Annotated in this window: 25 protein-coding genes; 7 read left to right on the plus strand and 18 right to left on the minus strand. The window is 59.4% G+C overall.

The window, feature by feature from the left end; genetic code table 11:
* Nucleotides 1-6: 6 nt before the first annotated feature.
* From JJB09_RS14935 to JJB09_RS14950, 4 genes are read left to right on the plus strand one after another with little or no spacing between them, the layout of a single operon-like run.
* The gene (locus JJB09_RS14935; protein WP_201659571.1) at nucleotides 7-1,116 is read left to right on the plus strand and encodes an amino acid ABC transporter permease; all 1,110 of its coding nucleotides are present in this window, start codon (nucleotides 7-9) and stop codon (nucleotides 1,114-1,116) included.
* Nucleotides 1,117-1,141: 25 nt separating this feature from the next.
* Nucleotides 1,142-1,885 carry an amino acid ABC transporter ATP-binding protein gene (locus tag JJB09_RS14940; protein ID WP_201659574.1) on the plus strand — a complete coding sequence of 248 codons (744 nt, stop codon included), beginning with the start codon at nucleotides 1,142-1,144 and terminating at the stop codon, nucleotides 1,883-1,885.
* A 19-nt stretch (nucleotides 1,886-1,904) separates the two neighbouring features.
* Nucleotides 1,905-2,936, plus strand: a complete 1,032-nt coding sequence (locus tag JJB09_RS14945) for a P1 family peptidase (RefSeq protein WP_201659576.1) — start codon at nucleotides 1,905-1,907, stop codon at nucleotides 2,934-2,936.
* Between the two features lie 2 nt (nucleotides 2,937-2,938).
* On the plus strand, nucleotides 2,939-4,288 hold the full coding sequence (locus JJB09_RS14950) for an amidase (protein ID WP_201659579.1): 1,350 nt from the start codon (nucleotides 2,939-2,941) through the stop codon (nucleotides 4,286-4,288).
* Here JJB09_RS14950 and JJB09_RS14955 read toward each other — a convergent pair.
* The 6 genes from JJB09_RS14955 to JJB09_RS14980 all read right to left on the minus strand — a co-directional run bounded on the left by JJB09_RS14955 (nucleotide 4,285) and on the right by JJB09_RS14980 (nucleotide 11,758).
* Entirely contained in the window at nucleotides 4,285-5,193 is a 909-nt protein-coding gene (locus tag JJB09_RS14955) for a LysR family transcriptional regulator (RefSeq protein ID WP_201659582.1), read from the minus strand. The genes JJB09_RS14950 and JJB09_RS14955 overlap by 4 nt on opposite strands.
* 243 nt (nucleotides 5,194-5,436) lie before the next feature.
* Nucleotides 5,437-6,879 carry an NAD-dependent succinate-semialdehyde dehydrogenase gene (locus JJB09_RS14960; RefSeq protein ID WP_201659585.1) on the minus strand — a complete coding sequence of 481 codons (1,443 nt, stop codon included), beginning with the start codon at nucleotides 6,877-6,879 and terminating at the stop codon, nucleotides 5,437-5,439.
* Nucleotides 6,880-7,110: 231 nt separating this feature from the next.
* The gene (locus JJB09_RS14965; RefSeq protein ID WP_201659587.1) at nucleotides 7,111-8,145 is read right to left on the minus strand and encodes an LLM class flavin-dependent oxidoreductase; all 1,035 of its coding nucleotides are present in this window, start codon (nucleotides 8,143-8,145) and stop codon (nucleotides 7,111-7,113) included.
* A 234-nt stretch (nucleotides 8,146-8,379) separates the two neighbouring features.
* A complete protein-coding gene (locus JJB09_RS14970) occupies nucleotides 8,380-9,402 on the minus strand; it encodes an ABC transporter substrate-binding protein (RefSeq protein ID WP_201659590.1) in 1,023 nt (340 codons plus the stop codon).
* 27 nt (nucleotides 9,403-9,429) lie between these two features.
* On the minus strand, nucleotides 9,430-10,638 hold the full coding sequence (locus JJB09_RS14975; protein ID WP_201659593.1) for an ABC transporter permease: 1,209 nt from the start codon (nucleotides 10,636-10,638) through the stop codon (nucleotides 9,430-9,432).
* Nucleotide 10,639: 1 nt separating this feature from the next.
* Nucleotides 10,640-11,758, minus strand: coding sequence for a quaternary amine ABC transporter ATP-binding protein (locus tag JJB09_RS14980; protein WP_343229032.1), 1,119 nt, complete (start codon nucleotides 11,756-11,758; stop codon nucleotides 10,640-10,642).
* A gap of 224 nt (nucleotides 11,759-11,982) precedes the next feature.
* On the opposite strand from JJB09_RS14980, the gene JJB09_RS14985 reads away from it, so the two are divergent.
* Entirely contained in the window at nucleotides 11,983-12,861 is an 879-nt protein-coding gene (locus JJB09_RS14985; protein ID WP_201659596.1) for a LysR family transcriptional regulator, read from the plus strand.
* 46 nt (nucleotides 12,862-12,907) lie between these two features.
* On the opposite strand, the gene JJB09_RS14990 is transcribed toward JJB09_RS14985, so the two are convergent.
* From JJB09_RS14990 to JJB09_RS15025, 8 genes are all read right to left on the minus strand, one after another.
* On the minus strand, nucleotides 12,908-14,554 hold the full coding sequence (locus JJB09_RS14990) for an ABC transporter ATP-binding protein (RefSeq protein WP_201659713.1): 1,647 nt from the start codon (nucleotides 14,552-14,554) through the stop codon (nucleotides 12,908-12,910).
* Nucleotides 14,544-15,323, minus strand: a complete 780-nt coding sequence (locus JJB09_RS14995; RefSeq protein WP_201659716.1) for an ABC transporter permease — start codon at nucleotides 15,321-15,323, stop codon at nucleotides 14,544-14,546. Before JJB09_RS14995 ends, JJB09_RS14990 begins: the two co-directional genes overlap by 11 nt.
* Before the next feature lie 164 nt (nucleotides 15,324-15,487).
* The gene (locus tag JJB09_RS15000; RefSeq protein ID WP_201659599.1) at nucleotides 15,488-16,438 is read right to left on the minus strand and encodes an ABC transporter permease; all 951 of its coding nucleotides are present in this window, start codon (nucleotides 16,436-16,438) and stop codon (nucleotides 15,488-15,490) included.
* Nucleotides 16,439-16,475: 37 nt separating this feature from the next.
* The gene (locus JJB09_RS15005) at nucleotides 16,476-17,255 is read right to left on the minus strand and encodes an alpha/beta fold hydrolase (protein WP_201659602.1); all 780 of its coding nucleotides are present in this window, start codon (nucleotides 17,253-17,255) and stop codon (nucleotides 16,476-16,478) included.
* A gap of 9 nt (nucleotides 17,256-17,264) precedes the next feature.
* Nucleotides 17,265-17,480, minus strand: a complete 216-nt coding sequence (locus JJB09_RS15010) for a tautomerase family protein (protein ID WP_201659605.1) — start codon at nucleotides 17,478-17,480, stop codon at nucleotides 17,265-17,267.
* Between the two features lie 27 nt (nucleotides 17,481-17,507).
* Nucleotides 17,508-18,542, minus strand: coding sequence for an LLM class flavin-dependent oxidoreductase (locus tag JJB09_RS15015; protein WP_201659608.1), 1,035 nt, complete (start codon nucleotides 18,540-18,542; stop codon nucleotides 17,508-17,510).
* A 41-nt stretch (nucleotides 18,543-18,583) separates the two neighbouring features.
* Nucleotides 18,584-19,588: a flavin reductase gene (locus JJB09_RS15020; RefSeq protein ID WP_201659611.1), complete on the minus strand. Its 1,005-nt coding sequence runs from the start codon at nucleotides 19,586-19,588 to the stop codon at nucleotides 18,584-18,586.
* A 54-nt stretch (nucleotides 19,589-19,642) separates the two neighbouring features.
* Complete coding sequence (locus JJB09_RS15025) at nucleotides 19,643-21,235, minus strand: ABC transporter substrate-binding protein (RefSeq protein WP_201659614.1); 1,593 nt, start codon at nucleotides 21,233-21,235, stop codon at nucleotides 19,643-19,645.
* Nucleotides 21,236-21,423: 188 nt separating this feature from the next.
* On the opposite strand from JJB09_RS15025, the gene JJB09_RS15030 reads away from it, so the two are divergent.
* Nucleotides 21,424-22,047, plus strand: coding sequence for a TetR/AcrR family transcriptional regulator (locus JJB09_RS15030; protein WP_201659616.1), 624 nt, complete (start codon nucleotides 21,424-21,426; stop codon nucleotides 22,045-22,047).
* A 43-nt stretch (nucleotides 22,048-22,090) separates the two neighbouring features.
* Here JJB09_RS15030 and JJB09_RS15035 read toward each other — a convergent pair whose 3' ends face one another.
* Genes JJB09_RS15035 through JJB09_RS15045 form a run of 3 tightly spaced genes read right to left on the minus strand, consistent with a single transcriptional unit; the run spans nucleotide 22,091 to nucleotide 24,218 of the window.
* Nucleotides 22,091-22,741 (minus strand): amino acid ABC transporter permease, encoded by a 651-nt coding sequence (locus JJB09_RS15035; RefSeq protein WP_201659618.1) that lies wholly within the window; start codon nucleotides 22,739-22,741, stop codon nucleotides 22,091-22,093.
* Nucleotides 22,738-23,406, minus strand: a complete 669-nt coding sequence (locus tag JJB09_RS15040) for an amino acid ABC transporter permease (protein ID WP_201659622.1) — start codon at nucleotides 23,404-23,406, stop codon at nucleotides 22,738-22,740. Before JJB09_RS15040 ends, JJB09_RS15035 begins: the two co-directional genes overlap by 4 nt.
* A gap of 2 nt (nucleotides 23,407-23,408) precedes the next feature.
* Nucleotides 23,409-24,218 carry a transporter substrate-binding domain-containing protein gene (locus tag JJB09_RS15045; protein ID WP_201659625.1) on the minus strand — a complete coding sequence of 270 codons (810 nt, stop codon included), beginning with the start codon at nucleotides 24,216-24,218 and terminating at the stop codon, nucleotides 23,409-23,411.
* Between the two features lie 284 nt (nucleotides 24,219-24,502).
* Here JJB09_RS15045 and JJB09_RS15050 point away from each other — a divergent pair, with 284 nt between their 5' ends.
* On the plus strand, nucleotides 24,503-25,456 hold the full coding sequence (locus JJB09_RS15050; protein WP_201659719.1) for a LysR substrate-binding domain-containing protein: 954 nt from the start codon (nucleotides 24,503-24,505) through the stop codon (nucleotides 25,454-25,456).
* Nucleotides 25,457-25,584: 128 nt separating this feature from the next.
* Here the strand turns inward: JJB09_RS15050 and JJB09_RS15055 are convergent.
* Nucleotides 25,585-26,128: aminotransferase class III-fold pyridoxal phosphate-dependent enzyme (locus JJB09_RS15055; RefSeq protein ID WP_201659628.1), on the minus strand; the 544-nt coding region annotated here is incomplete at its 5' end.

Raw genomic sequence — 26,128 nt, forward strand, 5'->3', positions numbered from 1 at the left:
ACCCGTATGTCCACACCGGCTTTCCAAGCCCGGGAAGAGCGCGCCAACAGCTGGCGCGCTCGCAACCAGGTCCGAACCCACGGCAACCGCGCCTTCGGCGTCTTGCTCTTCTCCCTCCTCACCCTCGTTGCCGTGGCCTATACGGTTCACTACATCCGTAATTTCGTGCTGGCGGAAGGCTGGTCGACAGTTCCGGTGACGCTGGTTGCGCTCTTGTCCGCCCTGTTGCCGCTCTTGGTCGTGGCGATGGCGTGGCGCGCGGTCTCATGGTCCTCGCAGGCTGGCAAAGTGTCCGATATCTATCTCGGACGCGAACTCGGCTCCAAATCTTCTGACACCTCGTGGAAGGCCCTTGCCTATGCCACCGCGCTGCTGATCATCAGCGCCAGCGCCTGGTTTCTCGTCGTCAACGATGCTGCCGTCAGCCGCACGTTCTTCGACATGGAGCTGATCGTCAGCTCGTCAGGCACCATTCTCAAGGCATTCGGCACCAACGTCTTCATCTTCTTCGTCGCCGGCATCCTGATTCTTGTCTGGGCGCTCGTTGTCGCCATCGCGCGCACGCTGCCCGGCGAAGCCGGCAAGCCGATCCGCACCATCGCGATCATCTATGCCGACCTCTTCCGCGGCCTTCCGGCGATCATCACCATCTATCTGATCGGCTTCGGCCTGCCGCTGACCGGGCTTCCCTTTCTCAGCGATCTTTCCTCCAATGCCTATGCCATCATCGCGCTGACCCTGACCTATGGCGCTTATACGTCAGAGGTCTATCGCGCCGGCATCGAAAGCATCCATCCGAGCCAGATCGCCGCAGCGCGCTCGCTCGGTCTCTCCTACTTCAAGACGATGCGCTACGTCATCGTTCCTCAGGCGATACGAGGCATCATTCCGCCGCTGATGAACAACTGTATCAGCCTGCAGAAAGACACGGCGCTCGTCGCCATCATCGGCACGATCGACGCCTTCAACCAGTCGAAGATCATTGCCAGCAACAACTTCAATCTTTCCGCGGTCACCACAGTCGCGATCCTCTTCATCCTGATCACCATTCCGCAGGCCCGTTTCGTCGACAGGCTGATCGATCGGGACCGCAGGAAGATGCGATCGGGCATGTGAACCGGGCACGGAAGGGAGCAAGACAATGGCACTGGTCGAAATCGACAAGGCATACAAGCGCTACGGGCCCGTAGAGGTTCTCGCAGGCATTTCACTCGACATCGAAGAGCATGAGGTGGTCTGCCTGATCGGCCCCTCGGGCTGCGGCAAGTCCACGCTGCTTCGCTGCATCAACAGGCTAGAGACGATCCAGGAAGGCGAAATCCGCCTTCACGGCGATCGCGTGACCGGTCCGGGCGTGGATCTCGATATCCTGCGCCGCGAAATCGGCATCGTTTTCCAGGGCTACAATCTCTTTCCGCATATGAGCGTGATCGAGAACGTCACGCTGGCACCACTCAAGGTGCTGGGCATGCCGAAGAAGGAAGCGTTGGAAAAGGGCCAGGCGCTTCTTGCCCGTATCGGGCTCGACCACAAGGCGAACGAATATCCGGACCGGCTTTCGGGTGGCCAGCAACAGCGCGTCGCCATCGTACGCGCGCTGATGATGGACCCGACATTGCTGCTGCTTGACGAAATCACCTCGGCGCTCGATCCTGAACTCGTCTCGGAAGTTCTCGACATTGTCCGCGATCTCGCCAAGAAGGGCATGACCATGGTACTCGCAACCCATGAAATGGGCTTTGCGCGCGAGGTTGCCGACAAGGTCTGCTTCCTGCAGGGCGGCGTGGTCTATGAACAAGGGCCACCGTCGCAGATCTTCGGACAACCGCAGGGTGAAAGAACCCAGGCGTTTCTGAAGAGAATCATCGAAGCGGGACGCCTGTAAAGCAAGAAGGACAGAACCGGTGACCAATACGGCGCGGGAATTCGGCATCGTCTGCGGGATAATGCCGACAGGCGAGAAAAACGCGATCACGGATGTTCCCGGCGTGCGTGTGGGCCACCACACGCTCAGATCCGGCGATATCAATACGGGGGTGACGGCGATCATCCCCCATTCCGGCAATATCTACCGGCGTAAGGTTCTCGCTGCCAGCGATGTCATCAACGGCTTCGGCAAGAGCACCGGTCTCGTCCAGATCAATGAACTCGGCACCTTGGAAACGCCCATCGTGCTGAGCAACACTTTTGCCGTCGGAACATGCGCCAATGCGCTGATCTGCGAGGCGATTGCCCACAACCCTGACATCGGCAGGCAAACCGCAACGGTCAATCCCGTTGTCGGCGAATGCAATGACGGTCCGCTCAACGATATCCAGGCGATGGCAGTGACCGAGGAACATGTACGGCTGGCGTTGGGGTCCGCCGGCCATGGCATGGAGCAAGGCAATGTTGGCGCCGGCACCGGCATGAGCTGCTTCGGCTTCAAGGGCGGCATCGGCACCTCGTCGCGAAAGATGGAGCTCAATGGCACCGAGCATCATCTCGGCGTGCTCGTTCTTTCCAATTTTGGCAGGGCGGGAGACCTTATGTTGCCGGATGGCCGACGCCCTCACCCGAAGGCGAAACAGCAGGCGGAAAAGGGATCGGTCATCATCGTTCTGGCGACGGATATCCCGATGGAGCATCGCCAGCTGCAGCGCGTCAGCCGTCGCTGCGGCGCAGGGCTTGCCCGTCTCGGCGCGTTCTGGGGCCATGGAAGCGGCGACATCACTATCGGTTTCAGCACCGGCGTGACGTTCGATCACGACGAGCCGGCCGATTTCGTCGCAATGCAGGCGCTCAACGAAAACCGCATCGACGACCTCTTCCGCGCCGCCACAGAAGCCACCCAGGAAGCCGTTCTGAATTCCCTCTGTGCTGCCGAGGCCATGACCGGCCGCAGCGGTCACAAACGCCTCTCGCTCGCCGATTGGCTGCGGCAGGCTGGAAACTGACGATGCCAGCGGTCAATTGGCATGCGCTCAGCCTGGCCGAGGTTTCCGGACGTCTCGGGTCAGGCAGTCTCACCTCGGTCGCGCTGACGCAGCACATGCTGGCGCGCATCGAGCAGCTCAATCCCACGCTGAATGCCTTCCTCACCGTCACCCGCGATGTCGCGCTTGCCGCCGCCGAAGCCGCCGACCGCGACCGGTCGCGGGGACGTTATCTGGGCCCCCTCCATGGAATACCTGTTGCCATAAAGGACAACATTGCCATGGCTGGTATCCGCATGACCTGCGGCTCCAGGCTCTATGCCGATCATATCCCGGAGCGGGACGCTGATGTCGTCCGGCGGCTTCGGGATACGGGAGCAGTTATCCTTGGCAAGCTGGGCATGCATGAACTGGCCTACGGTACGACGAGCGACAACCCGTTCTTTGGAACCATCCTCAACCCGCGCGACCACACGCTGGATGCCGGTGGTTCAAGCGGCGGCTCGGCATCGGCTGTCGCCGGACAACTGGCATTTGCGGCTGTTGGCACCGATACCGCCTGTTCGATCCGCTTTCCGGCCCATTGCTGCGGGATCGCCGGGTTCAAGCCGAGCTTCGGTGCGATCTCCACGCAAGGCGTCGTGCCGCTCGTGCGGTCGCTCGATCATGTGGGTACGCTGACCCGCACAGCCGAAGACGCTTCCCTGGCTTTTGCAGCGATTACCGGCGTCAGCTCACCCACAGCCCTACCCGTCGCAGACAAAGACAGGCTGGAAAATCTGCGGGTCGGCGTTGTCAGACGCTTCTTCTTCGATGGCGATGCGGAAATCCGTGCAACCATCGAAGAAAGCCTGCAACGGCTGCAAAGGCGAGGTGCCGAACTGGTCGAACTGGATTTTGCCGGCATCGACGAAAGCGTTGAAATCACCGGCCGCCTTTTCCGCGAAGCATACGAAGAGTTTGCGCACGACCTTTCTGCGCGCAACAACTGCTTCAGCGCCAGCGCCCGCGAGAAGTTTACGCGCAAATCCCGGATCAGCGTGGCTGATTACGAGAATGCCAAACGCCGCCACAGCGCCTTCTCGGGCAAGATGGATGCCCTGATGCAACAGTGCGACGTGCTGCTGGCGCCTGCGGCGACAATCATGCCGGCGCGGCTCGGGCAGTGGCACGACGACTACGATCTGCACGCGTCAAAGAACGCCACCGTCTTCAACCTCGCAGGCCAGCCCTCGATCACGATACCGGTCCAGTCTTCGTCCGGCGGGCAACCGGTCGGACTGATGATCAACGGTCGCCGCGGCTGCGATCTGGAGATGCTAAACATGACGATGTTGATCGAGCGGCAGCTTAACGATCCGCCTGCCGCCTAGGCGGTCAGTCCCTTTTCCATGCCGCGCCACAACCGTTCGACGATCGGACGCGATGACGCGGCGTGCCGGTAGATGCGAATTTCGACATCGATATTCCATTTGGCATCATGGCTGGCCGGTGCAAGGCGCCCTTCCCTGATATCCTGTTCGACCAGCTTTTCGGGAAGCCAGGCCACGCCCCAGCCTGCCAGCGTCATCGCTTTCAGACCGACGGAGATGGTGTTTTCATGCACGACGCGCCGGGTGAAAGCCTGCTCGGCCGCAAACAGTTTTCCCAGCGCGACACCAAAAAACGAGAAGTCGCCGTAACTCAGGTAGGGAACGTCCTTGCCGACGGCGATGCAGCGGTCAAGCAGCGGTCCCTCCGGCTCCGGACACGAGACGGGCAACAGCGTTTCCCTGCCCAGCACCAGATAGGGAAAACGAGTGCCGTCCAGCCAGAATGGCACGTGATGATGCGCGTAGCTGAGGAAAAAATCGACCTCGCCATCGACCAGCATGGCGACATTGTCCTCGATGCCACCCCTGTCTGCCGCCACCTTGGAACTGATCGCACCGACCGTGCGTTCGAGGTTCTTCAGCCATTCGGGAAAGAAGGTCACGGTCAGCGTCTGCAGCGCGGCAAATGTGACGGTGTCGGTGTTGGCACTTTTCGGCCGCAGACTGTCGCGTGTGCTGTAGAAGTTGCGAATGGACTCCTGCGCAGATGGCAGGAATGCCTTGCCTTCCTTCGTCAACTCGGCCGGAAATGTCGCCCGGTTGACGAGGATGACGCCGAGCCAGTTTTCGAGCTGCTTGATGCGGCGACTGAAGGCCGATTGGGTGATGCTGCGTTCCTGCGCTGCCCGAGAAAAACTCAGGCTAGAAGCCAAGGCAACAAAATCTTCAAGCCATTTCAGCTCCAAATCAACACTCCCCCCGCTACCGCCACAAGCATAAGGCCTGAGCTGGCCGGCTCCAATCGGAATCATCAGGCAACGGGGAATTTTGCTCAAAATCAAAGTCTTGGGCATGCTGTGTTGAGATATTGCGCAAGCTTGAGACGTCAAAACACGGACGGAAGCGTCCGGAATGAAATTCGGCGCGCCTGAGATGTGGCGCGCCGTTCGATATTCAAAGGCGTCAAACTTTCCGCCGGGGCGGAAACATCACGCCGCAGTGGTGACGAACTTGGTCATCAGGTAGGATTCGATTGCGGCAGAACCACCTTCGTCACCGTAGCCCGAATCCTTGATGCCGCCGAAAGGAACTTCCGGAAGTGCGAGCCCATTGTGGTTGATCGAGGTCATGCCCGACTGCACGCGCATGCCGATGGCATGCACCGCCGCCTGCGAAGACGTGAACGCGTAGGATGCCAGGCCGAACGGCAGGCGGTTGGCTTCGGTGATCCCATCTTCCAGCCCGGAAATCGAATTGATGATTGCCACAGGGCCGAATGGCTCCTCGTTCATGATACGCGCCGATTTCGGCACGTTGGCGAGCACTGTTGGCTCGAAGAAGTTGCCGCTGTTGCCGATCCGCCGGCCGCCCGTCTTGAGCGTACCGCCCTGCTCGACCGCATCGGCGATGAGTTCTTCCAGCGCCGGGATGCGCCGCTCGTTGGCGAGCGGGCCCATTGTCGAGGACGCGTCCAGGCCGTTGCCGACCTTGATCGCCTCGGTGGCATGGACGAAGCCGGTGAGGAACCTGTCGAACACCGGTTCCTCGACCAGCAGCCGGGTCGGCGACACGCAAACCTGGCCCGCATTGCGGAACTTGGAGAACGACAGCACCTTGACCGCCTTGTCGATGTCGGCATCCGCAAGGACAATGGCCGGGGCATGGCCACCCAGTTCCATCGTCGTGCGCTTCATGTGCTGGCCCGCCAGCCCTGCCAGATGCTTGCCGACCGGCGTCGAACCGGTGAACGTGATCTTGCGGATCGTCGGATGCGGAATGAGATATTCGGAGATTTCCGAGGGTATGCCGAACACCAGGCCGACCACGCCCGCCGGAACGCCGGCATCGGCAAATACACGCACAAGCTCGGCAGGAGAGGCCGGAGTTTCCTCGGGCGCCTTGATGATGATCGAGCAACCGGCCGCAAGTGCCGCCGAAAGCTTGCGCACGACCTGATTGATCGGGAAGTTCCACGGTGAGAACGCCGCGACAGGTCCAACCGGCAGCTTGACTGCCAACTGGGATACATTGGGCATTCTCGCGGGGATGATCTGGCCGTAGGTGCGGCGAGCTTCCTCAGCGAACCAATCGATCAGATCGGCGCCTGCGCCAACTTCGCCGATGGCTTCGGCGAGCGGCTTGCCCTGTTCGCGTGTCATGATCCAGGCGATCTTTTCCTTGCGCTCGCGCAGCAGGTTCGCCGCGGCACGCATGATTTTTGCGCGCTCGTAGGCGGATGTCGCGCTCCACTTTTCAAAGCCTGCCTGGGCTGCAGCAAGTGCCTCGTCGAGATCCGGAATGGCGGCTTTCGAAACCTGACCGATCACCTCTCCGGTCGCGGGATCGGCGACGGCGATGGTCTGGCCGCTTCTGGACGGCTTCCACTCGCCGTTCAGGAACAGCTTTGTGTCGGGATAGGAATTGGCAGTCATGGTGGGCTCCGATTTCAAATTCGCGCGATGGCGCATATGCGGTATCCGATCGGGACACAAATATGAACACCCGATCGTCGCATGCTGAGACGGCGTAACTCCGTTCGGCATTTCGCATAGCTGATGGCAACATCTCCCGCTACGCCATATGCTCACATCGAGTCGTACATTTGTACAACACGATATGTCAAGAGTCGGCGCACCGGGCGAAAAGACCTTCCCGTTACCGAGTCAAGCGGCCTTGGAGGCGGTAGAAAGCTTGGGCTTCACATCCGCAGCAAAACGGTGCATCGCATCGATCGCATCGCCTTGCGACATGCCGATATTCACGTTCGTGATCAGGTCGTTGATCCCGAGTTCGGAATACTGACTCAGCCGATCCACCATCTCGCTTGCGGTGCAGATGATGAGATTTTCGGACAGTTCCTCGATGGTCTGTTTCTGCGGCAGCGATGCAATCCGGCCGTTCTTGACGATCCCTGGTCCGGTGAAGACGTTGTTGAACCGGCTGTAATAGTCGTAGGCGAGATCGGTCATGCGCTTTGCATCGGCGTCGTTCTTGGCGACGATGCAAACACGCGACAGAGCAAGGCGCAGATGCTTGCCGGCATCGCCGAGTTCGGCCTTTCCGCGCAAGAATGCGTCGATCTGCGTCTTCATCTTGTCATAGGTGGCATCAAGCGGCGTGGTCTGGATGTGGAAGCCGCGTTTGACCGACGCATAAATACCCTCGGGCACTAGCGCTGCCAGCATCAATTGCGGCATCGGCTTCGTCACCGGCCGTGGCATGACAGTCAGGGAGTCGAAATTGTAATACTTCCCGTTCCAGGAGACCTCCTCCTTGGTGAACAGCTCGATGAGAAGATTGAGCGACTCGTCGAACTTCTCGCGCGATTGCTCGATCGGGCTGCCAAGACGGGCCAATTCATAAGCGAATGCTCCGCGTCCGACGCCAATGATCAGACGTCCTTCGCAGAGGATGTCCGCCTGGATGGCCGCGCCCGCAAAGATCCGCATATCGTGAATCGGCAGCACCGAAACAGACGTGATGATCTCGACCTTCTTGGTGACCGATGCAAGTTTCACAGCCATTTGCAACGGATCGGGCACCAGCAGGACATTGATGAGGTGATGCTCCGGAATGGTCAGGCCGCGATAGCCGAGATTTTCCGCAAGGATCGCCTGCTCGATCATGTCCCGGTACAGGCGATCGCCGCCATAGGTGGGGTCGGGAAAATAGGCGGAAAGAAAGTGATTGAATTCCATGGTATCTCCAGCTCGCCTGAAGCAGCCTGTGGCTGGGCGCTTTGATTTGTCCGATCTTCCTGATGTCGCGATGGACACTCAGACCGGTATGAAACGACCTTGCCACAGCGACTTAGTGAATAAAATCAAATTATATTGCGCATTTAATTCGGGAAATACGAACTTTCTGGTCAGATAACAAAAGACCGCCGTGCTCGGTCGAACACGGCGGTCGAGGTTGGAAAAGCGCTACTTTCAGGGCGCCGTCCAGGCGTTGACGCGATCCTGATTGGCCGATATCCAATCCTTGGCCACAGCCTGGGGATCCTTCTTGTCGACGGAGATGTCCTTGATCCAGCCACTGACATCGGCGGGCTCGATCGCCACTTTCGACAGGAACTTGGCTATGTCGGGAGAACGTTGCTCAAGCGCGGCACTATAGGCGATGAAGATCGGCTGTGCTGGCGAAGAGCACTTGATGCTGCTCTGCGTCAGCCAGTCTGCAGACTCCTTCGGATCGACATATTTGTAGCAACCATCGGCCTTGTAGTCCGCCCCGCCGTTCTTGGCATCCATGGCGAACCCGTCGAATGGCGGCTCTTCGAGCTGGACCAATTCGTAGGTCTGGTGCAACGCCTCCGGCTTCCAGTAGTAGAAGAGCAGACCACCATTTTTCTTCGCCACGACGCTTTCGAGCTGCGACTTCAACAGCGCGTCGGAAGCCACGATGGGATCATAGAATTTCTCCAGGCCATAGCTGACGCCCTTGACGCGGTAGATGTTGGTGACGCCCCAGCCGGGAGCGCCCGGCCAATAGTCGCCACGGCCATCGCCATTGATATCGAACAGCTTGGCGATTTCAGGATTCAGCAGGTCCTGAACGGATTTCAGGCCATGGGCTTCTGCGAAGAACTTGGGAACATAGAAACCGTCGGTGGCGTCGTAGGGCTTGAGGTTAAGGCGCACCTTGCCCTCCTCCGTCACGAAGCGATCGATATTGGCCTGCTGGGCGCCAGACCATACGGCTGGATGGATATCGACGGAACCGTCGCCCTTCGCCATGGCCTGAAAAACCGCCGTCTGTTCGGCCGCGATGTGGGAAATCGTAGCGCCATATTTGCTGACGAGAATTTCCTCGAGGATCGCATTGACGGCGCGCGGCTCGTCCCATGTCAGATCGGCCAGAACCACGGCCTCGCCGGCATAAGCCGAGCTCGTTTGCATCATACCGATGGACGCGACAGCGGCCACGGCGCACAAGAGTGCACGTAACTTCATTGCTTCATTCCCCTGTTATGGATTGGATTAGTCCTTTGATCGCCGTGCGCTTGCCAGTCTGTCGAACATGACAGCGCAAACAACGATCGCCAGGCCGGCTAGGATGCCTTCGCCGTACTGAACGTTCTGGAGTGCGAAGAGGACGTTGTAGCCCAGTCCTCCGCCCCCGATGAGTGCCGCAATCACGACCATCGACAGGCACATCATGATGGTCTGGTTGACGCCCGCCCGGATCGACGGCAGCGCCAGCGGCAACTCGGCCTTGATCAAGGTCTGGAACGGCGTTGCCCCATGCGAATACATCGCCTCGCGTACATAGAGCGGCACCTGCTCGATGCCGAGGCATGTCAGCCGGATCAGCGGCGGCACGGAAAAGATCACGGTCGCGATCAGCGCCGGCGGCTTGCCGATCGAAAAGAAGGCCACGGCCGGCAAAAGGTAGACGAAACTCGGCATCGTCTGCATGAGATCGAGAACTGGCGAAACCACTGTCTTGAGCGAAGAATACTTCGCAATCGCAATACCCAGGGGTATGCCGATCACCACGCACACGGCAAGCGAAGCAAGCACCAGTGCGGCAGTCTGCATCGCCTCCGTCCAGAAGCCGAAAATTCCCAGATAGGCCAGCGAGACCCAGACGATCGCCAGCATCCGGACACCGTCGCGCTTCCAGGCCAGAAAGCCTGTGCCGATGAAGACTACCGGCCATGGCACTGTCACAAGTGCGCTTTCGAGAACGGACAACAACGTCAGAAGCGCCTTGGTGATACCCCGGAAGACATCGTCGCCTTGAACGGTCAGGTACCGGACTGCCGCATCGATGCTGGCCGCTGTGTCGCCACGCAAAGCCTTGAGTGACGGAAAGTCGGAGGCGAAGCCCGGAATTGGGCTCCCCGGGCCGTTCAACAGGATCGTCCCCATCGCAAGGCAATAGACCAGAAATCCAGCGACATTGCCAAGCGCATAGCCGCGGCTTTCCACGCTTGCCGGATTCTGGTTCGACAAGCCGGATATTGCAAGCGCGGTGGCCCGCCAGACAAGCGCCAATGCGAGACCCGAGACCAGCCATCCGCGCGTCACGAGCATCAGCGCGCAGGCGTCCACCAACAGATAGAGGAAGTAGAACCTAGTCGGCCGTTGGCCCTGCCACAACGGGCCGACTAGGTATTCAAGGCGCAATGCGGAACGCCGCTGCGGCACCTCGGTCGCCATTTGATCGAATACACCCTGCGCCATTTCAACTCTCCCTCTTGCCCTGGACCGCCCGCAAAATCTCCTTCGTTCCCACGATCCCGACGATGACGCCGTCCTGCTCGACGGCAATCGGTGATCCGGTTTCGATCTGCAGATCAATCAGATGGGTAAGGTTGGCGGATGTCGCGACCACCGGCAGCGTGCCGATTTGCTGTTCGACAGTCCCATTGCCCGATTCCGCCAGATGTTGCGCCATGGGAATCATGACCTTTTCGGCGGTGACAAGATGGACCGGTGAAATACCGCCGACGAACTGGGCGACGTAGTCGTTGGCCGGGTTTAACACGATTTCCGCCGGCGTTCCGGTTTGTACGATCTTGCCATCGCGCATGATCGCGATACGGTCGCCAATGCGGATGGCTTCATCGAGATCGTGGGTTACGAACAGTGCGGTTTTCCCGAGCGTCCGCACCAGTCGGCGGAATTCGTCCTGCAATTGCTTTCGGATCAAGGGGTCGAGAGCGGAAAAGGGCTCGTCCATCAACAAAATGTTGACGTCCGCGGCAAGTGCCCGCGCGAGCCCGACGCGCTGCTGCATGCCGCCCGAAAGCTCGCGGGGATAGCGCTCTTCCCATCCCGAAAGCCCGACGGTCTCCAGCGCCTTGAATGCCGCCGCCCTGCTCGTCTCATGGCTTTCGCCACGAAGCTCGAGCGACAGCCGTGTGTTCTGCTCCACCGTGCGATGCGGAAGAAGCGCGACATTCTGGAAGACCATGCCGATCGTCCGGGCGCGCATTTCCCGCAACGCCGACTTGCCCAGCGATGGAACCGACTGGCCTTCGACGATCACGTCGCCGGAGGTGGGTTCGATGAGACGGTTGACATGCCGCAGCAACGTCGATTTGCCGGACCCCGAAAGCCCCATGATGCAGAAGATCTCGCCACGCCGAACCTCGAAATTCGCGTCCTCCACGGCGACCAGACAGCCATATCTCCCGCGAGCTTCGTCACGACCAAGTTCGCCGTTGATCACGGCGTTGCGGATCATGGCAATCTTGCTTGCGTTGCCGAAGACTTTCCAAATGTTGCGACACTTGACAGCAGGCTCGGGTATGACCGCCGGCGCGTCAGGCTTGAGGTTCATTTTAGCAATCGCATTCATCGGGTTCCGCCTGATTATTGGGAGTGTCCGGCAAAATACACGCGGTCGTTTCCCCTTCGACTGCGCTGCGCAGTAAGAAAAGTTCATTCTCTCGATCGCCGGATTTCCATTTGGTTGGAGACTTTGTGATTGGACCGTGCCAGATGACTAATGTAGTGTAAATCAAATAATTATGGTAATTATGTTCGGTAAATCCGAATTGAAAGCGCTTGGAGTAACCGCTGATGAACCTTGCCCATGTGCAAACATTCCTTGTGGTTGTGGAAACGGGAAACTTGAACAAGGCGGCGCTCAAATTGAACGTGACGCAATCGACGGTGACTGCCCGGATCAATGCACTGGAGGACCTGTTGGGCCAAAAACTCCTGCGGCGGATCAAGTCGGGGGCAGAGCTCACCGCCATCGGAACCAAGTTCGTCAAGCACGCACAGATCATGGTCCAGGTCTGGAAGCAGGCCCGTCTCGACACTTCGCTGCCGCGCGGGTTCGACCAGGTCTGCAACTTCGGATGCCCCGATCCGCTGTGGAACGGCGCGGGTGAATACCTCGTCAACGCGCTCCGGTCGGAATTCCAGTCCATCGCGATCAACGTCGAAAGCGGAAGCGAAACAGACATGCGGCCGTTGATCTCCAATTCCATCGTCGATGTCGCCATCTCCTACGAACCGCCGCCTGCGCCGGGCTACACGATCGAGCCACTGTTCGAGGACTTGTTCATCGAAGTTTCGACCATCGACCGCGATCTGGTGCGCTGGGACCCAAAATATGTTTTCGTCGACCACGGCGAGGAGTTCCGCAGGCGCCATGCCGAAGCCTATCCCGTCGACGACACCGCCGTCGTGACCTTCAAGAACGGCGTCTTTGCGCTGGGACATATCATCAAATGGGGAGGTTCGGCCTATCTGCCCTACCGGATCGCCTATCCGGCGATGGAAGCCGGCCAGGTGTTCGAAGTGCGCAATGCGCCGCGATTTACCCGCACCGCTTACCTGGTTCGAAACTCGACCCAGACGCACCGCTGGCATTGGCTGACGAGAGCGCTGGTGGTGGTCAAGGAAAAGATCGCCGATGCCGTGCTCAAGCTGCCGGACCAACCCCGATAGGGCTGGCCCGGAAACCTTGGCGCTGGACGTGCTCACCCCATGACGGTCATGCCTCGTCGGCAACCAGCTTGCGGCTTTCCAGCAGCCGGTCGAGCCAGTTGACATCCATCTGGGGCACCGAGCGCAACAGCGTTTCGGTGTAGGGAGCGTGCGGCGGGTTCATCACCTCGCTTCGCATTCCCCGCTCGACAATCCGCCCCGCTTTCATGACGACGACCTGATCGGCGATCGCGTTGACGATCTTGAGGTCGTGGGTGATGAAGATGTAGGTCGTGCCAAGCTCTTTCTGCAGGCGGGCGAGCAGGGCGAGAATATCCTTGGCGATCAGTGGATCCAGCCCCGAAGTCACCTCATCGCAGATGATCAGATCCGGTTCGGCCGCCAACGCCCGGGCAATGCAGACACGCTGCTTCTGGCCGCCCGAAAGCTCGGTCGGATACCGGTCCGCATAGGCCGGATTGAGCTCCACTAGCTGCAATAGATTTGCAACCCGCCTGTCCGCTTCGGCACGATCCACATTGTGGTAGAACATTACGGGTCGGCCGAGAATTTCCGAAATCCGCTGTTTCGGATTGAGCGCCGTATCCGGGCTTTGATAGATCAGTTGCAGACGGCGGAGCACATCGCGCGGCCTCCGCGAATAGGACGCCGACAGGGTAGCACCCTGAAAACGCACATTGCCCTCCACCGATTTCAGCAGGCCGGCGATGGCCCTCGCCAAGGTGGATTTTCCCGAACCGGATTCGCCGACGATCGCGGTCGTCCGTCCCGCCGGAATCTCCAGCGAGATGTCGTGCAGGACCTTCTTCTTCCCATAATGCACTGAGAGGCCATCGACAGAGAGAACGCAGTCCTTGCCGGGTCGCTCGGTCTGGATCTCCGGATCGGCCGCCAGCAGCCGCCGCGTATAGTCCTGACGCGCGTTGCCCAACAACTCGTCGGTCTCGGCCAGTTCGACGGCGGCACCGTGGCGCAGCACAAGAATGCGGTCGGCGACCTGCGCCACGACAGCGAGATCGTGGGTGATGTAGAGTGCTGCGGAATTCGTCTGATGTATCGCGTCGCGGATCGCCGCCAGCACCTCCACCTGCGTCGTCACGTCAAGCGCGGTGGTCGGTTCGTCGAACACGATGATATCCGGATCCCCGGCCATCGCCATGGCGATCATCGCGCGTTGCAGCTGGCCGCCAGAAGCCTGATGCGGATACTTGAAACCGAACTTGTCGGGCTCCGGCAGGCCGAGTTTGCCGTAGAACTTGATGGCCTTGTCGCAGGCATCGGTGCGGTTCGTGTGGCCGTGCGAAGACAGCACTTCGACGAACTGGTCTATCAGCCTGTGAGCCGGGTTGAAAAATGCCGCCGCCGACTGGGCCACATAGGCGATCCGCATGCCGCGCAATTTGCGGATCGCTCCCTTGTCGAGATCGAACAGTTCCTTGCCCTCGAAGAACACCTTGCCGCCCGACTTTCGGCATCCCGGCTTGGAATAACCGAGCGCCGACAGCCCAATCGTCGATTTGCCAGCACCCGACTCCCCGATCAGGCCGACGACCTCGCCCCTGTGCAGCGAGAAGCTGACCCCTTTGACCACCTCATTCCAATGGCCCGAACTTTCTGCCTCGATCCGCAGGTCCTGCACCTCGAGAAGCAGTGTCTTGCCGGATGCCGTCGCCGTACCGAAATTACTGACCATCACGCAAACCACTCGAAATATCCAGGAACCAGTCCACTGTGAAATTGACCCCGACCGTCAGGATCGCGATGGCGCATGCCGGCAGCAGCGGCGTGATGTCGCCGTAGGTGATCAGCGTTGCATTGTCGCGCACCATCGAACCCCAGTCCGCCGTCGGCGGCTGGATGCCCAACCCGAGGAAGCTGAGCGCACTGATCAACAGGAAGACGAAACAGAAGCGCAGCCCGAATTCAGCCACTAGTGGCGCGAAGGTGTTGGGAAGCAATTCCCGGCGGATCACCCAAAGACGCCCCTCGCCCCGGAGCTTTGCCGCCTCGACGAACTCCAGCGTCGCCACGTTCATGCCCAGCGCCCGCGAAAGGCGAAACACCCTGGTCGCATCGAGAACGGCGATCACCACGATCAGAACCGGGATCGACATGCCGAAGATGGTCAGCAGGAACATGGCGAAGATCAGTTGCGGGATCGCCATCAGGATATCCACGAAACGCGACAGAAGCTGGTCGACCACGCCGCCCGCCGCCGCACACGCCAGCCCCAGAAATCCGCCGATCGCAAACGCCAGCAGGGTCGAGGCGAGCGCGATGCCGACCGTGTTGCGCGCACCGTAAATCAGCCGCGTCAGCATATCGCGTCCGAGGTTGTCGGTGCCCAGGAGAAACTGTGAGCTCCACGGATCGAATTCCGGGCCGACGATCTGCGCTTCGCCATAAGGTGCGATCCACGGCGCAAACAGCGCGACCACCGCATAGACGGCAATGATCAGCATGCCGATCTTGGCACTCAGCGGTGCTGCGGCAAGCCTGGAACCAACGGTCGGCCGCTTGACCACGATTGGGGTAATGGCGGCCGGCGCGGCCGCCTCCTGAATGTTCATCGAATTTGCCTGTTCTCGCATGATCGCGCTTGATTCTTGCATCGAAGCCTTCCCGATCACTGGTGCAGAAGACGGGGATTGGTGACGGTTGCCAGCACGTCGGCGATCAGATTTAGAATGATGTAGGTGGCGGCGAAGATAAGGCTGCACGCCTGCACGACAGGGATATCGCGCTTGGCGACGCTGTCGACCATTAGCTGCCCGAGGCCGGGATAGACGAAGACCACCTCCACAACCACGACGCCGACGATCAGGTAGGCCAGGTTCAGCACAACGACATTGATGATCGGGGCAAGCGCATTCGGCAGCGCGTGCCGTGTCATGATGCTTAGCCTGCCGACACCCTTGAGCTTGGCCATCTCGATGAACGGGCTGCCCATGACGCCCAGCAAGGCCGCGCGTGTCATACGCATCATGTGGGCCACGACCACGAGGGTCAGCGTCAGCGCCGGCAGGAACATTCCCCGCAGCGCTTCAAGCAGCGATGTGTCTTCCACCCGGGCAAGGCTCGGAAACCATCCCGTCTTGACCGAAAGAAACAGGATCAGGATGTAGGCGACGAAGAATTCCGGAAACGAGATCGAGCTCAGCGTCAGGATATTGACGCCCCGATCAAAACGGCTGTTGCGAAACAACGCCGTCAGGACACCGAGAGCAAGCGCCAACGGCACCGACATCACCGCCGCCAGACCTGCCAACGACAGGGTGTTTTCCAGCCGGGACGACACCAGTTCGGTGATCGGCCGATGATTGGCAAGCGATGTGCCCAGATCGCCCTGCGCCAGATTGGCCAGCCAGGTGAAGTAACGCTGGTAGAGCGGCAGATCGAGACCAAGCTGGTCCCGAAATGCCTGGATGGTGTCCGGAGAGGCCGACTGCCCCAGAATCTCGGTGGCGATATCGCCCGGAAGGGCCGCCACGCCGAAGAAAATGATCAACGACACAACCCACAAGGTGACTATGCCAGTGAGGATGCGGGTTGATATCAACTCGATAATTCGGCGCATGTCGGGAGCACTCTCTCGTACTAGGTCTGTCGATGGATCAGGCTGCCAGGCCCGACAGGAACGAGCGGACCGGCGGTGCCACTCTCTCGGTGGCCTCGATCAAGATCGCGTGCTTGAGTCCGTCAAGGATCACCAGATCCGAATTCGGCATCGCGTCGGCGATCTGCTGGTTGAGGCGCGGATTGCAGCCGCCGTCCAGTTCACCTGTGAGCACCAAGCTCGGGGCGGTGATCTCGTGGATCCACGGGGACATCTCCGTCTCGGCATAGATGTCGAAGACGTTGAGGAACACGTCCGGATTGGTTTCCATCACCTGGTTCTTGCGCCACTCGATCACATCTGGATGGCTCGCGGCAAACTCGTCAGTAAACCAGCGCGCCGTCAGCGTATCCAGCACCTGGCCGATGCCCTTCTCACGCATCGCGGAGACGACGGCCTTGACCTTGGCACTGTCGTCTTCCGTGCGGAAAGCGGCAGTGGAATAGAGCCCGAGCGACAGCACCCGGTCGGGATATCTGCGCGCATAGGCCGGACCGATCATGCCGCCGAGCGAATGACCGGCGAAATGGGCCTTCTCGATGCCGAGCTTGGCGCGAAGTGCTTCCAGATCGTCCACCAGCTCGTCAAGACCGAAGCGTCCGTTCGGCAACGGTGACTCGCCGTGACCGCGAAGGTCATAGGCGATGCACATATAGTCTTCCTTGAGCTGTTCGGTCAGCTTCTTCCAGGCGGTCTTGCGAGCGCCGATGCCGTGGATCAGGAAAAGGGGCTCGCCCTTTCCCTCGATCGTGTACGCGCAGTCAATTGCAGCAGCCATGGTCGTCTCTCACTTCTCGGCAGTCGCGGGCTGGTCGGGATAGAGGTCGGAGCAGAGCTCCCCACCCACTGCCCAGTCGCTCTTGGCGACATCGTCGAAAATCACATGGACCGACGTTGGCTTACCGCCGCAGATTTCGACGAAGCTGTCGGTGATCGCCTTGGCCAAAGCCCGCTTCTTGTCGTCGGAGCGGCCGCTGAACATTTCTACCTTGATAACTGGCATTGTGATGTCTCCCTGCTTGCTTGGATCTTACGCGACTGACTTTTCACGCGCGTTGTTGAAATGGGGCATGACCTGCGCTGAAAAGCGCTCCATCATGTCCAGCGTATCGGCCTGCGACTGGCCGAAATTGGACGTGGCGATCACTTCGTCGATGCCGGCTTCCGCATAAGCGGAAAGTCGATCAACCATCTCGGCCGCTTCGCATATGATGAGGCTCTTGCCAAGCTCTTCGATCGTCTGATTGCGCGGCAGAGGCCGAATGGCGCCGTGATCCACAATTCCAGGTCCGTAGAAAACGTTATCGAAGCGGCTGTAGTAATCATTTGCAAGTTCCAGCTTGGCGCGCGCATCAGCCGTATCGCGGGCGAGATACAGACCGCGCTGCAGTGCCAGCCTGTTGGTCCGGTTGGCGCCTGCACCATCGGCAATGCCACGGTGGAAAGCCGATGTCTGTTCGAGCAGCACTTCGTGCGAAGCGCCGAGCGGCGTCGTCTGCACATGGTAGCCCTTCTTCGCACTGTGATAGATGCCTTCAGGAACCATCACGGCCAGCATAAGTTCGATGGGATGATCCGGCCGAGGCATGACCGTGATCGGATCGAAGCGATAATATTCGCCATCCCAGGAGACTTCCTCGCGGGTCAGCAGCGCCTCGAGCACCGCCAGCGATTCCTCGAACTTCTTCTTGGTTTCCGAAAGCGGCGTACCGAGGCGGGTCACCTCGTAGTCGAACGCGCCACGACCAACGCCGAGAACCAGCCGGTTGTCGCAGAGCATGCTTGCCTGCACCACTTCGCCGGCGAACACCCGCATGTCGCGGATCGGCAGCACGGCAATCGACGTGACCAATTCGATACGCTTGGTGGCGGACGCGATCTTGACGGCCATCTGCAGTGGCGACGGCACCAGGAGGATGTTGATCAGGTGGTGTTCTGGAATGGAGACGCCGGCATAACCGCAGTTCTCGGCCTGGACGGCCTGCTCCACCATGTCCTTGTAGAGGCGCGTCCCGGTATAGGCGGGGTCTCGCAAATAGCTCGACAGGAAGTGATTGAATTCCATCTCTTAGCCCTTCTGTGGCTTGTAATCGGTTGTTCAGAAAATCAGGTGCCCAATTCGGGTTGGTATTCGGTCCAGGCCGTCGGTTTGCCGGCGATTCTCACCACGCGGCCACCGTCGTCAGTATCGCAATAGATGCCGAGGCAACCTGCGGCACGCTCCCGGAACAATCGCTGGATCATTCCCGATGCCATGTCGCCGCGAACGAGATCCCACGGGCTTTCTTCTTCATCGAACGCCCTCAACTCGGTACCGTCGTCGGTCACGCCGCATGTGACGCCCCCTGACGGCTCCATCGAAAACACCATGGTGGTGTGCGGGTCGCCCTTCTCCTGGAAGATCGAGTAGAGAAACGACGACTGCGCCTCGATGCCGAACCGTGAAAACACGGCCTTCAGAAGGCCACTGTGCTGCTGCCCCCCGCCCAGCGGTGCGTTCGGAATTTCCCAGTATGTCGCGCCCGGCCTGCGGCAGAGCAATATCCGGCCTTCGGTTTCGACGATGCCGCCCACGACCAACGAAGATGCAGTTCTCTCCAGTTGCCGTTCCGCCAGACCGAAGGACACATAGCCGCCCCTGAAGTATCCGAGCGGCTTACCAACGCCAGTATGAAACTTCTGCACTTCACCGATCAGGATCGCGTGGTCGCCCGCATCGACGACCTGGCCGCGTTTGCAGATGATCGACGCGAGACTGTCCCTGACATAGGGCGCGCCATCCACTGCCATCGCGGCAATCGCGATCTCCTTCGCCTCCGTCTTGGATGCGAAGGAATTCGACTGTTCGCGCTGCCAGTCGCCGAGGATGCTGATGCTGAACTGATCGCAATCGACGAATGTTTCGTAGCTGAAAGCGGATTTTGCCAAGCAGACCAGAACCAGCGGCGGGTCGAGAGAGACTGACGTAAAGGAATTGGCCGTAAACGCCCGGGATACGCCCGATGCGTCGCGCGTGGCGACCACGGTGACGCCGGTCATGAACGAACCGAGCATATCCCGGAAGACCCGACGGTCACACTCTTTGGCGTCCTGCCATGCAATATCGGTCATATCCCAGTCTCCATGATGATAGCCCGAGGCTCTGCAGCCCCGGGCAGCAGGGCCTTAGCTGATCCACCAGCGTTCGATCGCCTTCATGCCATCGAGCGGCAGGTCGGCGTTTTGCCTTTCAGGCGTCTGCACCTTTTCGCTGAGACCGTTCACATAGTTCATGAACATCGGAATGATGGTGCCGCCGTCTTCCTGAACGAGTTTCTGCATCTCGCCATAAATTTCGGTACGCTTGGCTTCGTCCTTCTGCGGACGCGCCTCAAGCAGCAGGTCATTGAAACGCTGGTTATCCCAATGCGTATCGTCCATGGCTGCGCCCTTGGCATAGATCAGCGAGAACAGGGCATCAGGGGTCGGCCGGCCGGTCCAGTAGCAGGAGCAGAACGGCTTCTTTGCCCAGACATTGCTCCAGTAACCATCGCTCGGCTCGCGGACGACATTGATGTCGATGTTGGCGGCCTTGGCCGATTCCTTGAAGACGACCGCGCCATCGACAGAACCGGCAAATGCGGCGTCCGATGCGCTGAGATCAACGGCCAATGTATCCAGACCGGCCTTCTTCAAATGGAACTTGGCCTTCTCCGGATCATAGGAAACCGCAGGCAATTCCGCATTGTAGTATTTCAGCGAAGCCGCCATCGGATTGTCGTTTCCGACAACGCCATGGCCGTTGAGGATCTTTTCGACCCACTGCTCACGATCGATCGCATATTTCAGCGCCAGACGGACATTGACATCGTTGAACGGCTTGACATCGACGAGCATCGGCAGCGTCGCATGCTGAAAGCCCTTGATTTCGTCAATGCGGATCCCGCCCTTGCGCTTGAGAAGATTGACGGTCTTGAGATCGACACGGTTGATGACATGAACCTCGCCCGTCACCAGCGCGTTCTGCCGCGCCGCAACGTCGTTGATCGCCACCAGTTCGACCGCGTCGACATGCGCCCTGCCCGGCTTCCAGTAATTCGCAAAGCGGCTCGCCTTGGCCGATACCCCTGCCTCGAATTTTTCGAGCTTGTAGCCACCGGTGCCGATACCGGACTGCCAGTCCACGGTACCGTCCGCATTCGCCGGCATGATGCCAAGGTGATAATCGCTGAGCAGGACGGCGAGATCGGCATTGCCGGCAGCCAGCTCGATCCGGACGGTCGAGGAGTCTTCTGCCTTCACATCGGCAATCTGTGCAAAAATGCTTTTCGCCAGCGAGGTCGATTTCTCGCCGCGATGATGGTTGAGCGATGCCACGACGTCGTTGGCATCCATGATCTTGCCGTTATGGAACTCAACGCCGGTGCGCAGCTTGAAGGTCCAGGTCTTGGAATCCTCGCTGGATTCCCAGGATTCGGCCAGCTCAGGCACGGCATTGCCGTCCGCATCAAGCTCAATCAAATTGTTGCGCAGGCCGCCATAGCTCAGGGCGATCATGAAATCGTCCCAAGCCAGACCGGGATCGAGACTGTCTGTGGTGTTGGCGCCGGCAAGACCCATGATCAGGGTACCGCCCTTGGTCGGTTCGGCCCGCGCGGCGCTCGGAAGGATCAGCCCGCCTCCGAATGCGGCATAGCCGCCGACTGCAGCGGCAGCCTTCAACAGATTGCGTCGGCCGATGCCCTGCCCGAACAGATTTCCAGACTTCTCATTGCGCATTATTGGTTCCCCCAAACGAATTCTCGTGACCGTTCGCACTGTTGTACAAAGGTACGACTTGTTGTACGTTCGTACAGACAATTTTGTCAACATCGATTTTTGACCGCGCGCTCCTGGCGCGTTAAACACTTAGAATGGCGAAGGAAAATGTGGGGATATCCACCGCTGGCGATCGCGAAGGACACCGAATGGCTAAACAAAGAAGTGTGACCAAAACATTCCGGTCAACCGAAGATCGCAGGACCGAGATCGTAACGGCAGCGTTCCGCTGCCTTCAGGAATTCGGCTACGCGAAACTGACCGCTCGCAAGATCGCCGAATATTCGAACATCTCCCTCGGCCACATCACCTATCACTTCAAGGATATGAACGAAGTGCTGGTCGAGACCTACAAGTACGCCTCGAATGCCCTGCTGGAGGCGTCGCATGCCGATGTCGCAAGTTCGCCATCCGACCCCATGTCGCAGCTCAAGATTTTTTTGCGAACCGGCTTTACCGACACTTTTCTCAAAAGCGACTACATCCGGGTGCGTATCGACCTCTGGTCGGCGGCATTGTTCCACGACGAGATTGCGCTTACTGAGAAATCCCTGAACGACCGATACCGGGAAAACCTGGTGGAGATTCTCGAGAGGATTGCGGCAGAGCGCGGCCACGACAAAGCCAAGGTCGCGTTTCTGGCAGACAACATCATGGCCACACAGGACGGGCTATGGCTGGACTGGAAACGTCGCCATGACGATTCAGCAATCCGCAACGGGCTGGATGGGTGCGTGATGCTGGTCAATGCCGTTCTGCGCGAAGGCACCTGATCCTCCGCGCAGATGGGGAAAGTCAGACCTTTGGCCGGACTTTCTAAAGCCGCTTTGCCGCTCGAAGCTCCAGCAACTTGGCATAGCGGGTCAAGGGATAGCAGAGGCAGAAGTAGATTACCGCCACCAGACCGTAGACTGTGAAGGGTTCGAAGGTGGCGTTGTTGATGGCGTTCGAGGTCTTGACCAACTCATTGAAGCCGATGATCGAGGTGAGCGCCGTGCTCTTGATCAGCTGCACCAGAAAACCGACGCTAGGCGCACGCGTGATCGCAAAGGCCTGGGGCAAGATGACCAAGCGCAACTGGGACACATAGTGCAGACCGAGACTGCGGGCTGCATCCCATTGGCCCGCCGGCAGCGATTGCACGCCGCCCCGCCAGATCTCCGCCAGGTAAGCACTGGCGCAAAGCGTCAGGCCGAGAGCTGCGGCCGTCCATGCCTCGACACGGAATCCAAGCAGAGGAAGGCCGAAAAACAGCAGGAACAACTGCATCAGCAGCGGCGTCCCCTGAAACAGGCCGATGTAATATTCACCGCTTCGCCGCAGCCATTTGCGCTCGGAAATACGCAGCAACAGGATGAGAACACCAACGATAGCCCCGCCGGCGAAGGCCACGATCGATAACACAATGGTCCAACGCGCGGCCATCAGCAGATTGCGCAGGATGTCCCAGAACGTAAATTCGATCATGCCATGCCTCCCGGAATGGTCTTGCGCCCCACTGCAAACAGCAATTTGCGCAAGCCGATGCTCAAACCGAGATAAACCAGCGTGATGATAAAATAGGTCTCGAAAGCGCGGAACGTCCGCGCTTGCAGCATATCCGCTTCGTAAGTGAGTTCGCGCACGGCGATCTGCGACACGACCGAGGATTCCAGCATCATGATGACGATCTGGCTGGTGAGCGCCGGGAAAATGACTTTCAGCGCCTGCGGCATGACGACCTTGATGAACACCTGCCAGGGCCGGAGCCCGAGCGCCGTAGCAGCCTCTTTCTGACCTGCAGGCACCGCGTCGAGACCGGCGCCGACGATCTCCGTCGTGTAGGCCGTCATGTTGAGCGTCATGGCGAGCACGGAGGCCGTAATCGGGTCAAGCAATATCCCGAAGCGCGGCAAGCCGAAGAAGATGAAGAACAGCTGCACCAGAAACGGCGTATTGCGGATGATTTCGACATAGGCGGAAACCGCCTTGCGCAAGATCCGGTAGCGGCTGCGTCTCGCAGCCGCCCCGAGAACACTCAAGACCGTGCCGATGATGGAGGTCACGACGATCAGGAAGATCGTCATGACCGCGCCACTGGCAATCAACCCGACTGCATCTTCAAGCCAGCCGAAATCGAGCGTGTAGCCCATCCTCAATCCTTGAGGTTGTCAGGGTTGAGCGGCGTCTTCAGCCATGCTTCCGAGCTTTTGTTGAGCGAGCCATCGGCCAGCATCTTGGCAACAGTGTCATTGATGGTTTGCTTGAGACGATCCTCGCCCTTGGCGACCGCGATATGCGAAGGCGACGTCATCAGCTGAAACTTCTGCTCGGGCTTGAGTACATCCTGACGGGCCAGTACCTGTGCGCCGACATCGTTGCCGACGACCATCAGCTGTGTCTGGCCGGAAACGAAGGCCTGGATGACCGAGTTGTAGTTGTCAAACCGCTTGATATCGGCGGTCTCCGGCGCCACATCGGTTAGCGAAGTATCCTCAAGCGTGCCGCGATTGACGGCAATGCTCTTGCCGGCAAGGTCTTCCTTCGCCTTGACCTCCAGAGCGGCTGGACCGATCACCGCGATGTAGTACGGTGCATAAGCTGCTGCGTAATCAAGCACTTCAGCGCGTTCCTTGCTGTAACCCACACTCATCAGCAGATCGACGCGATGTTCGGTGAGGTAGGGAATGCGGTTCTGCCCGGTGACGCTGACCGGATTGAGCTTGACCTTCAGGGTATCGGCAATCGCCTGCGCGACGTCCATGTCATAGCCCTTGAGGCTCATGTCGGCGCTGGCCGAGGAGAATGGCGGAAAGTCGGAGAATACACCGACATTCAGAACGCCGGCCTTGGCGATATCGTCGAGTGCGTCAGCCTTGGCACCTTGCGTCGCCATAGCCAGAATGGCACCGCCAAGCATGAATGCGGCCGCAATCGACGACTTCATTGTCGACTTTGTTCTCATTTTCGTTCCCCTTTTTGAACGTTGTTATTTACCACAAGGCTTGCAATCAATCGGGGTTCACGCGCGCAATGCACTGTAATCCAAGATACTTGTTCAGTGCAGGCTGGATTTGAGCATGAATTCGATAGGAAGCGCCGCTTGGTTCGCTGGCTTCCGACGTAAGTTCCCCGTTTCTTGCCTTGTTGCGCCCATTAAGTGGCAAAGCGAATAGAAAATCAATTGACAATGTTATTGTATGTGGCGTGAGAATAATTCACGTGTTTCTTTTGTCCGGAGTAACTCCCCTGCGCAATCGACTGCCGCCACTCAATCCTTTGAGAGCCTTCGAGGCGACTGCTCGACGAGGTTCGGTTTCCGCTGCTGCGCGCGAACTGAACGTCACCCACGGCGCGATAAGCCATCAGATCCGGGCACTGGAACTCTCACTCAACGTGTCATTGTTCTCGCGCGGCGGCAAGCGGCTGGCACTCACCCCGCAGGGAGCGCTGCTGCTGCCGGCAGTCACACACGCTTTCGAGGAAATTGCCGCCGTGACTGCAGCAATGACGCGGCCCACCACCAGCGGCCAGCTGCGGTTTGCCTGCGTGCCCGCCCTGCTTTCCTTCTGGATGATCCCGAGGCTGCACGAATTTACCGACCAGTTTCCGGACGTGCGGCTGACACTGATCGCATCCAACGACGAGGCGCATCTCTTTTCCCCGGATGTGGATCTCTGCCTGCTCTATGGAAACGGCAACTGGCCGGATTACTGGTCACGCCTGTGGAGCCCGCTGGTGCTTTTTCCGGTCGTCAGCCCCGCCCTCCTCAACATGCAGCCATTGCGCACGATCAGGGACCTGAGCGACCACGTCATGCTGCACGCCGATGATGGCAGGGAATGGAATACCTGGTTGGCAGCGGCCGAAGGTAGCGAGATCCCCCGTCGCCGGCAGCATTTCATGAGCGATGCCCGGCTTTCGACGGAAGCGGCGCTGCATAAGCAAGGGGTGGCGCTCGGCGACACGATCACCGCCGGCGGATTGATTGCCAAGGGTGAGCTCGTGGCTCCGTTCGATCTCACCGTTCCTGCCAACAATGCATTTTATGTCGCGTGCCGCAGCGAGGTGCGCGCCGCCCCGATCGTCAAGGTCTTCATCGACTGGCTGTTTTCGGCCCTCGAAGGCGATCCGATGCCGGACCCGCAACTTGCAGCCCGCAAGATACTCCGCGCCAGATCAGCATCTCCCGGCGGATCGTGAAGAGAATGCCATTTGCCGGTTAGAGAACACGTCCTGCATTGTCATCCTCGGCAGTATCGAGAACTGACTACCGGTCCCCGGCCAGCGAAAAGTTTGCAACAGAACCGGGGAACGGCATCACCCCGTACTCACGCTGAAAATCGCGTCAAGACCTCATCGAGCGCCATCAGGAACCGATCGCAATCTTCGTTGCTGAAGGGAGCCGGCGGCTTGATCTTCAGCACATTGTGGAGCGGCCCCTCGCTGGAAAGCAGAATATGATGTCGATGCTTCATCTCCGCCAGGACGAAATCTACCGCATCGGCGGCAGGCTCGAGACTCCCGCGATCATGGACCAGCTCGATGCCGATGAAGAGCCCGTGGCCGCGAACGTCGCCGATCAGCGGATGGCGTTCGGCAAGCTGGCGGGCACCCTCCATCAGGCGGTTGCCGACCGTCAGGCAATGGTGCCTGAGACGTTCGTCGCGGATCACATCCAGCACCGCAAGGCCGATCGATACCGAAACGGGATTGCCACCGAAGGTGTTGAAATACTCCATGCCATTGGCAAAGGAGGCGGCGATCTCGGGAGTGGTGATGACCGCGGCCATCGGATGGCCATTGCCGATCGGCTTGCCCATGGTGACGATGTCGGGCACCACGCCCTGGGTTTCGAAGGCCCACATATGTGAG

Source organism: Phytoamicus setariae, from assembly GCF_016722925.1.
In the GTDB taxonomy this organism is placed as follows: Bacteria; Pseudomonadota; Alphaproteobacteria; order Rhizobiales; family Rhizobiaceae; genus Rhizobium_E; species Rhizobium_E setariae.

Coding starts and splice junctions, on each gene's coding strand:
- JJB09_RS15005 (WP_201659602.1), bottom strand. CDS start 17,255: ATGGCTGCTGCAATTGACTGCGCGTACACGATCGAGGGAAAGGGCGAG.
- JJB09_RS15035 (WP_201659618.1), bottom strand. CDS start 22,741: ATGATCGAATTTACGTTCTGGGACATCCTGCGCAATCTGCTGATGGCC.
- JJB09_RS14990 (WP_201659713.1), bottom strand. CDS start 14,554: ATGGTCAGTAATTTCGGTACGGCGACGGCATCCGGCAAGACACTGCTT.
- JJB09_RS15000 (WP_201659599.1), bottom strand. CDS start 16,438: ATGCGCCGAATTATCGAGTTGATATCAACCCGCATCCTCACTGGCATA.
- JJB09_RS14970 (WP_201659590.1), bottom strand. CDS start 9,402: ATGAAGTTACGTGCACTCTTGTGCGCCGTGGCCGCTGTCGCGTCCATC.
- JJB09_RS15040 (WP_201659622.1), bottom strand. CDS start 23,406: ATGGGCTACACGCTCGATTTCGGCTGGCTTGAAGATGCAGTCGGGTTG.
- JJB09_RS14950 (WP_201659579.1), top strand. CDS start 2,939: ATGCCAGCGGTCAATTGGCATGCGCTCAGCCTGGCCGAGGTTTCCGGA.
- JJB09_RS15010 (WP_201659605.1), bottom strand. CDS start 17,480: ATGCCAGTTATCAAGGTAGAAATGTTCAGCGGCCGCTCCGACGACAAG.
- JJB09_RS15025 (WP_201659614.1), bottom strand. CDS start 21,235: ATGCGCAATGAGAAGTCTGGAAATCTGTTCGGGCAGGGCATCGGCCGA.
- JJB09_RS14935 (WP_201659571.1), top strand. CDS start 7: ATGTCCACACCGGCTTTCCAAGCCCGGGAAGAGCGCGCCAACAGCTGG.
- JJB09_RS15030 (WP_201659616.1), top strand. CDS start 21,424: ATGGCTAAACAAAGAAGTGTGACCAAAACATTCCGGTCAACCGAAGAT.
- JJB09_RS14975 (WP_201659593.1), bottom strand. CDS start 10,638: ATGGCGCAGGGTGTATTCGATCAAATGGCGACCGAGGTGCCGCAGCGG.
- JJB09_RS15020 (WP_201659611.1), bottom strand. CDS start 19,588: ATGACCGATATTGCATGGCAGGACGCCAAAGAGTGTGACCGTCGGGTC.
- JJB09_RS14960 (WP_201659585.1), bottom strand. CDS start 6,879: ATGACTGCCAATTCCTATCCCGACACAAAGCTGTTCCTGAACGGCGAG.
- JJB09_RS14940 (WP_201659574.1), top strand. CDS start 1,142: ATGGCACTGGTCGAAATCGACAAGGCATACAAGCGCTACGGGCCCGTA.
- JJB09_RS14965 (WP_201659587.1), bottom strand. CDS start 8,145: ATGGAATTCAATCACTTTCTTTCCGCCTATTTTCCCGACCCCACCTAT.
- JJB09_RS14985 (WP_201659596.1), top strand. CDS start 11,983: ATGAACCTTGCCCATGTGCAAACATTCCTTGTGGTTGTGGAAACGGGA.
- JJB09_RS14995 (WP_201659716.1), bottom strand. CDS start 15,323: ATGCTGATCATTGCCGTCTATGCGGTGGTCGCGCTGTTTGCGCCGTGG.
- JJB09_RS14980 (WP_343229032.1), bottom strand. CDS start 11,758: ATGAATGCGATTGCTAAAATGAACCTCAAGCCTGACGCGCCGGCGGTC.
- JJB09_RS15015 (WP_201659608.1), bottom strand. CDS start 18,542: ATGGAATTCAATCACTTCCTGTCGAGCTATTTGCGAGACCCCGCCTAT.
- JJB09_RS15045 (WP_201659625.1), bottom strand. CDS start 24,218: ATGAGAACAAAGTCGACAATGAAGTCGTCGATTGCGGCCGCATTCATG.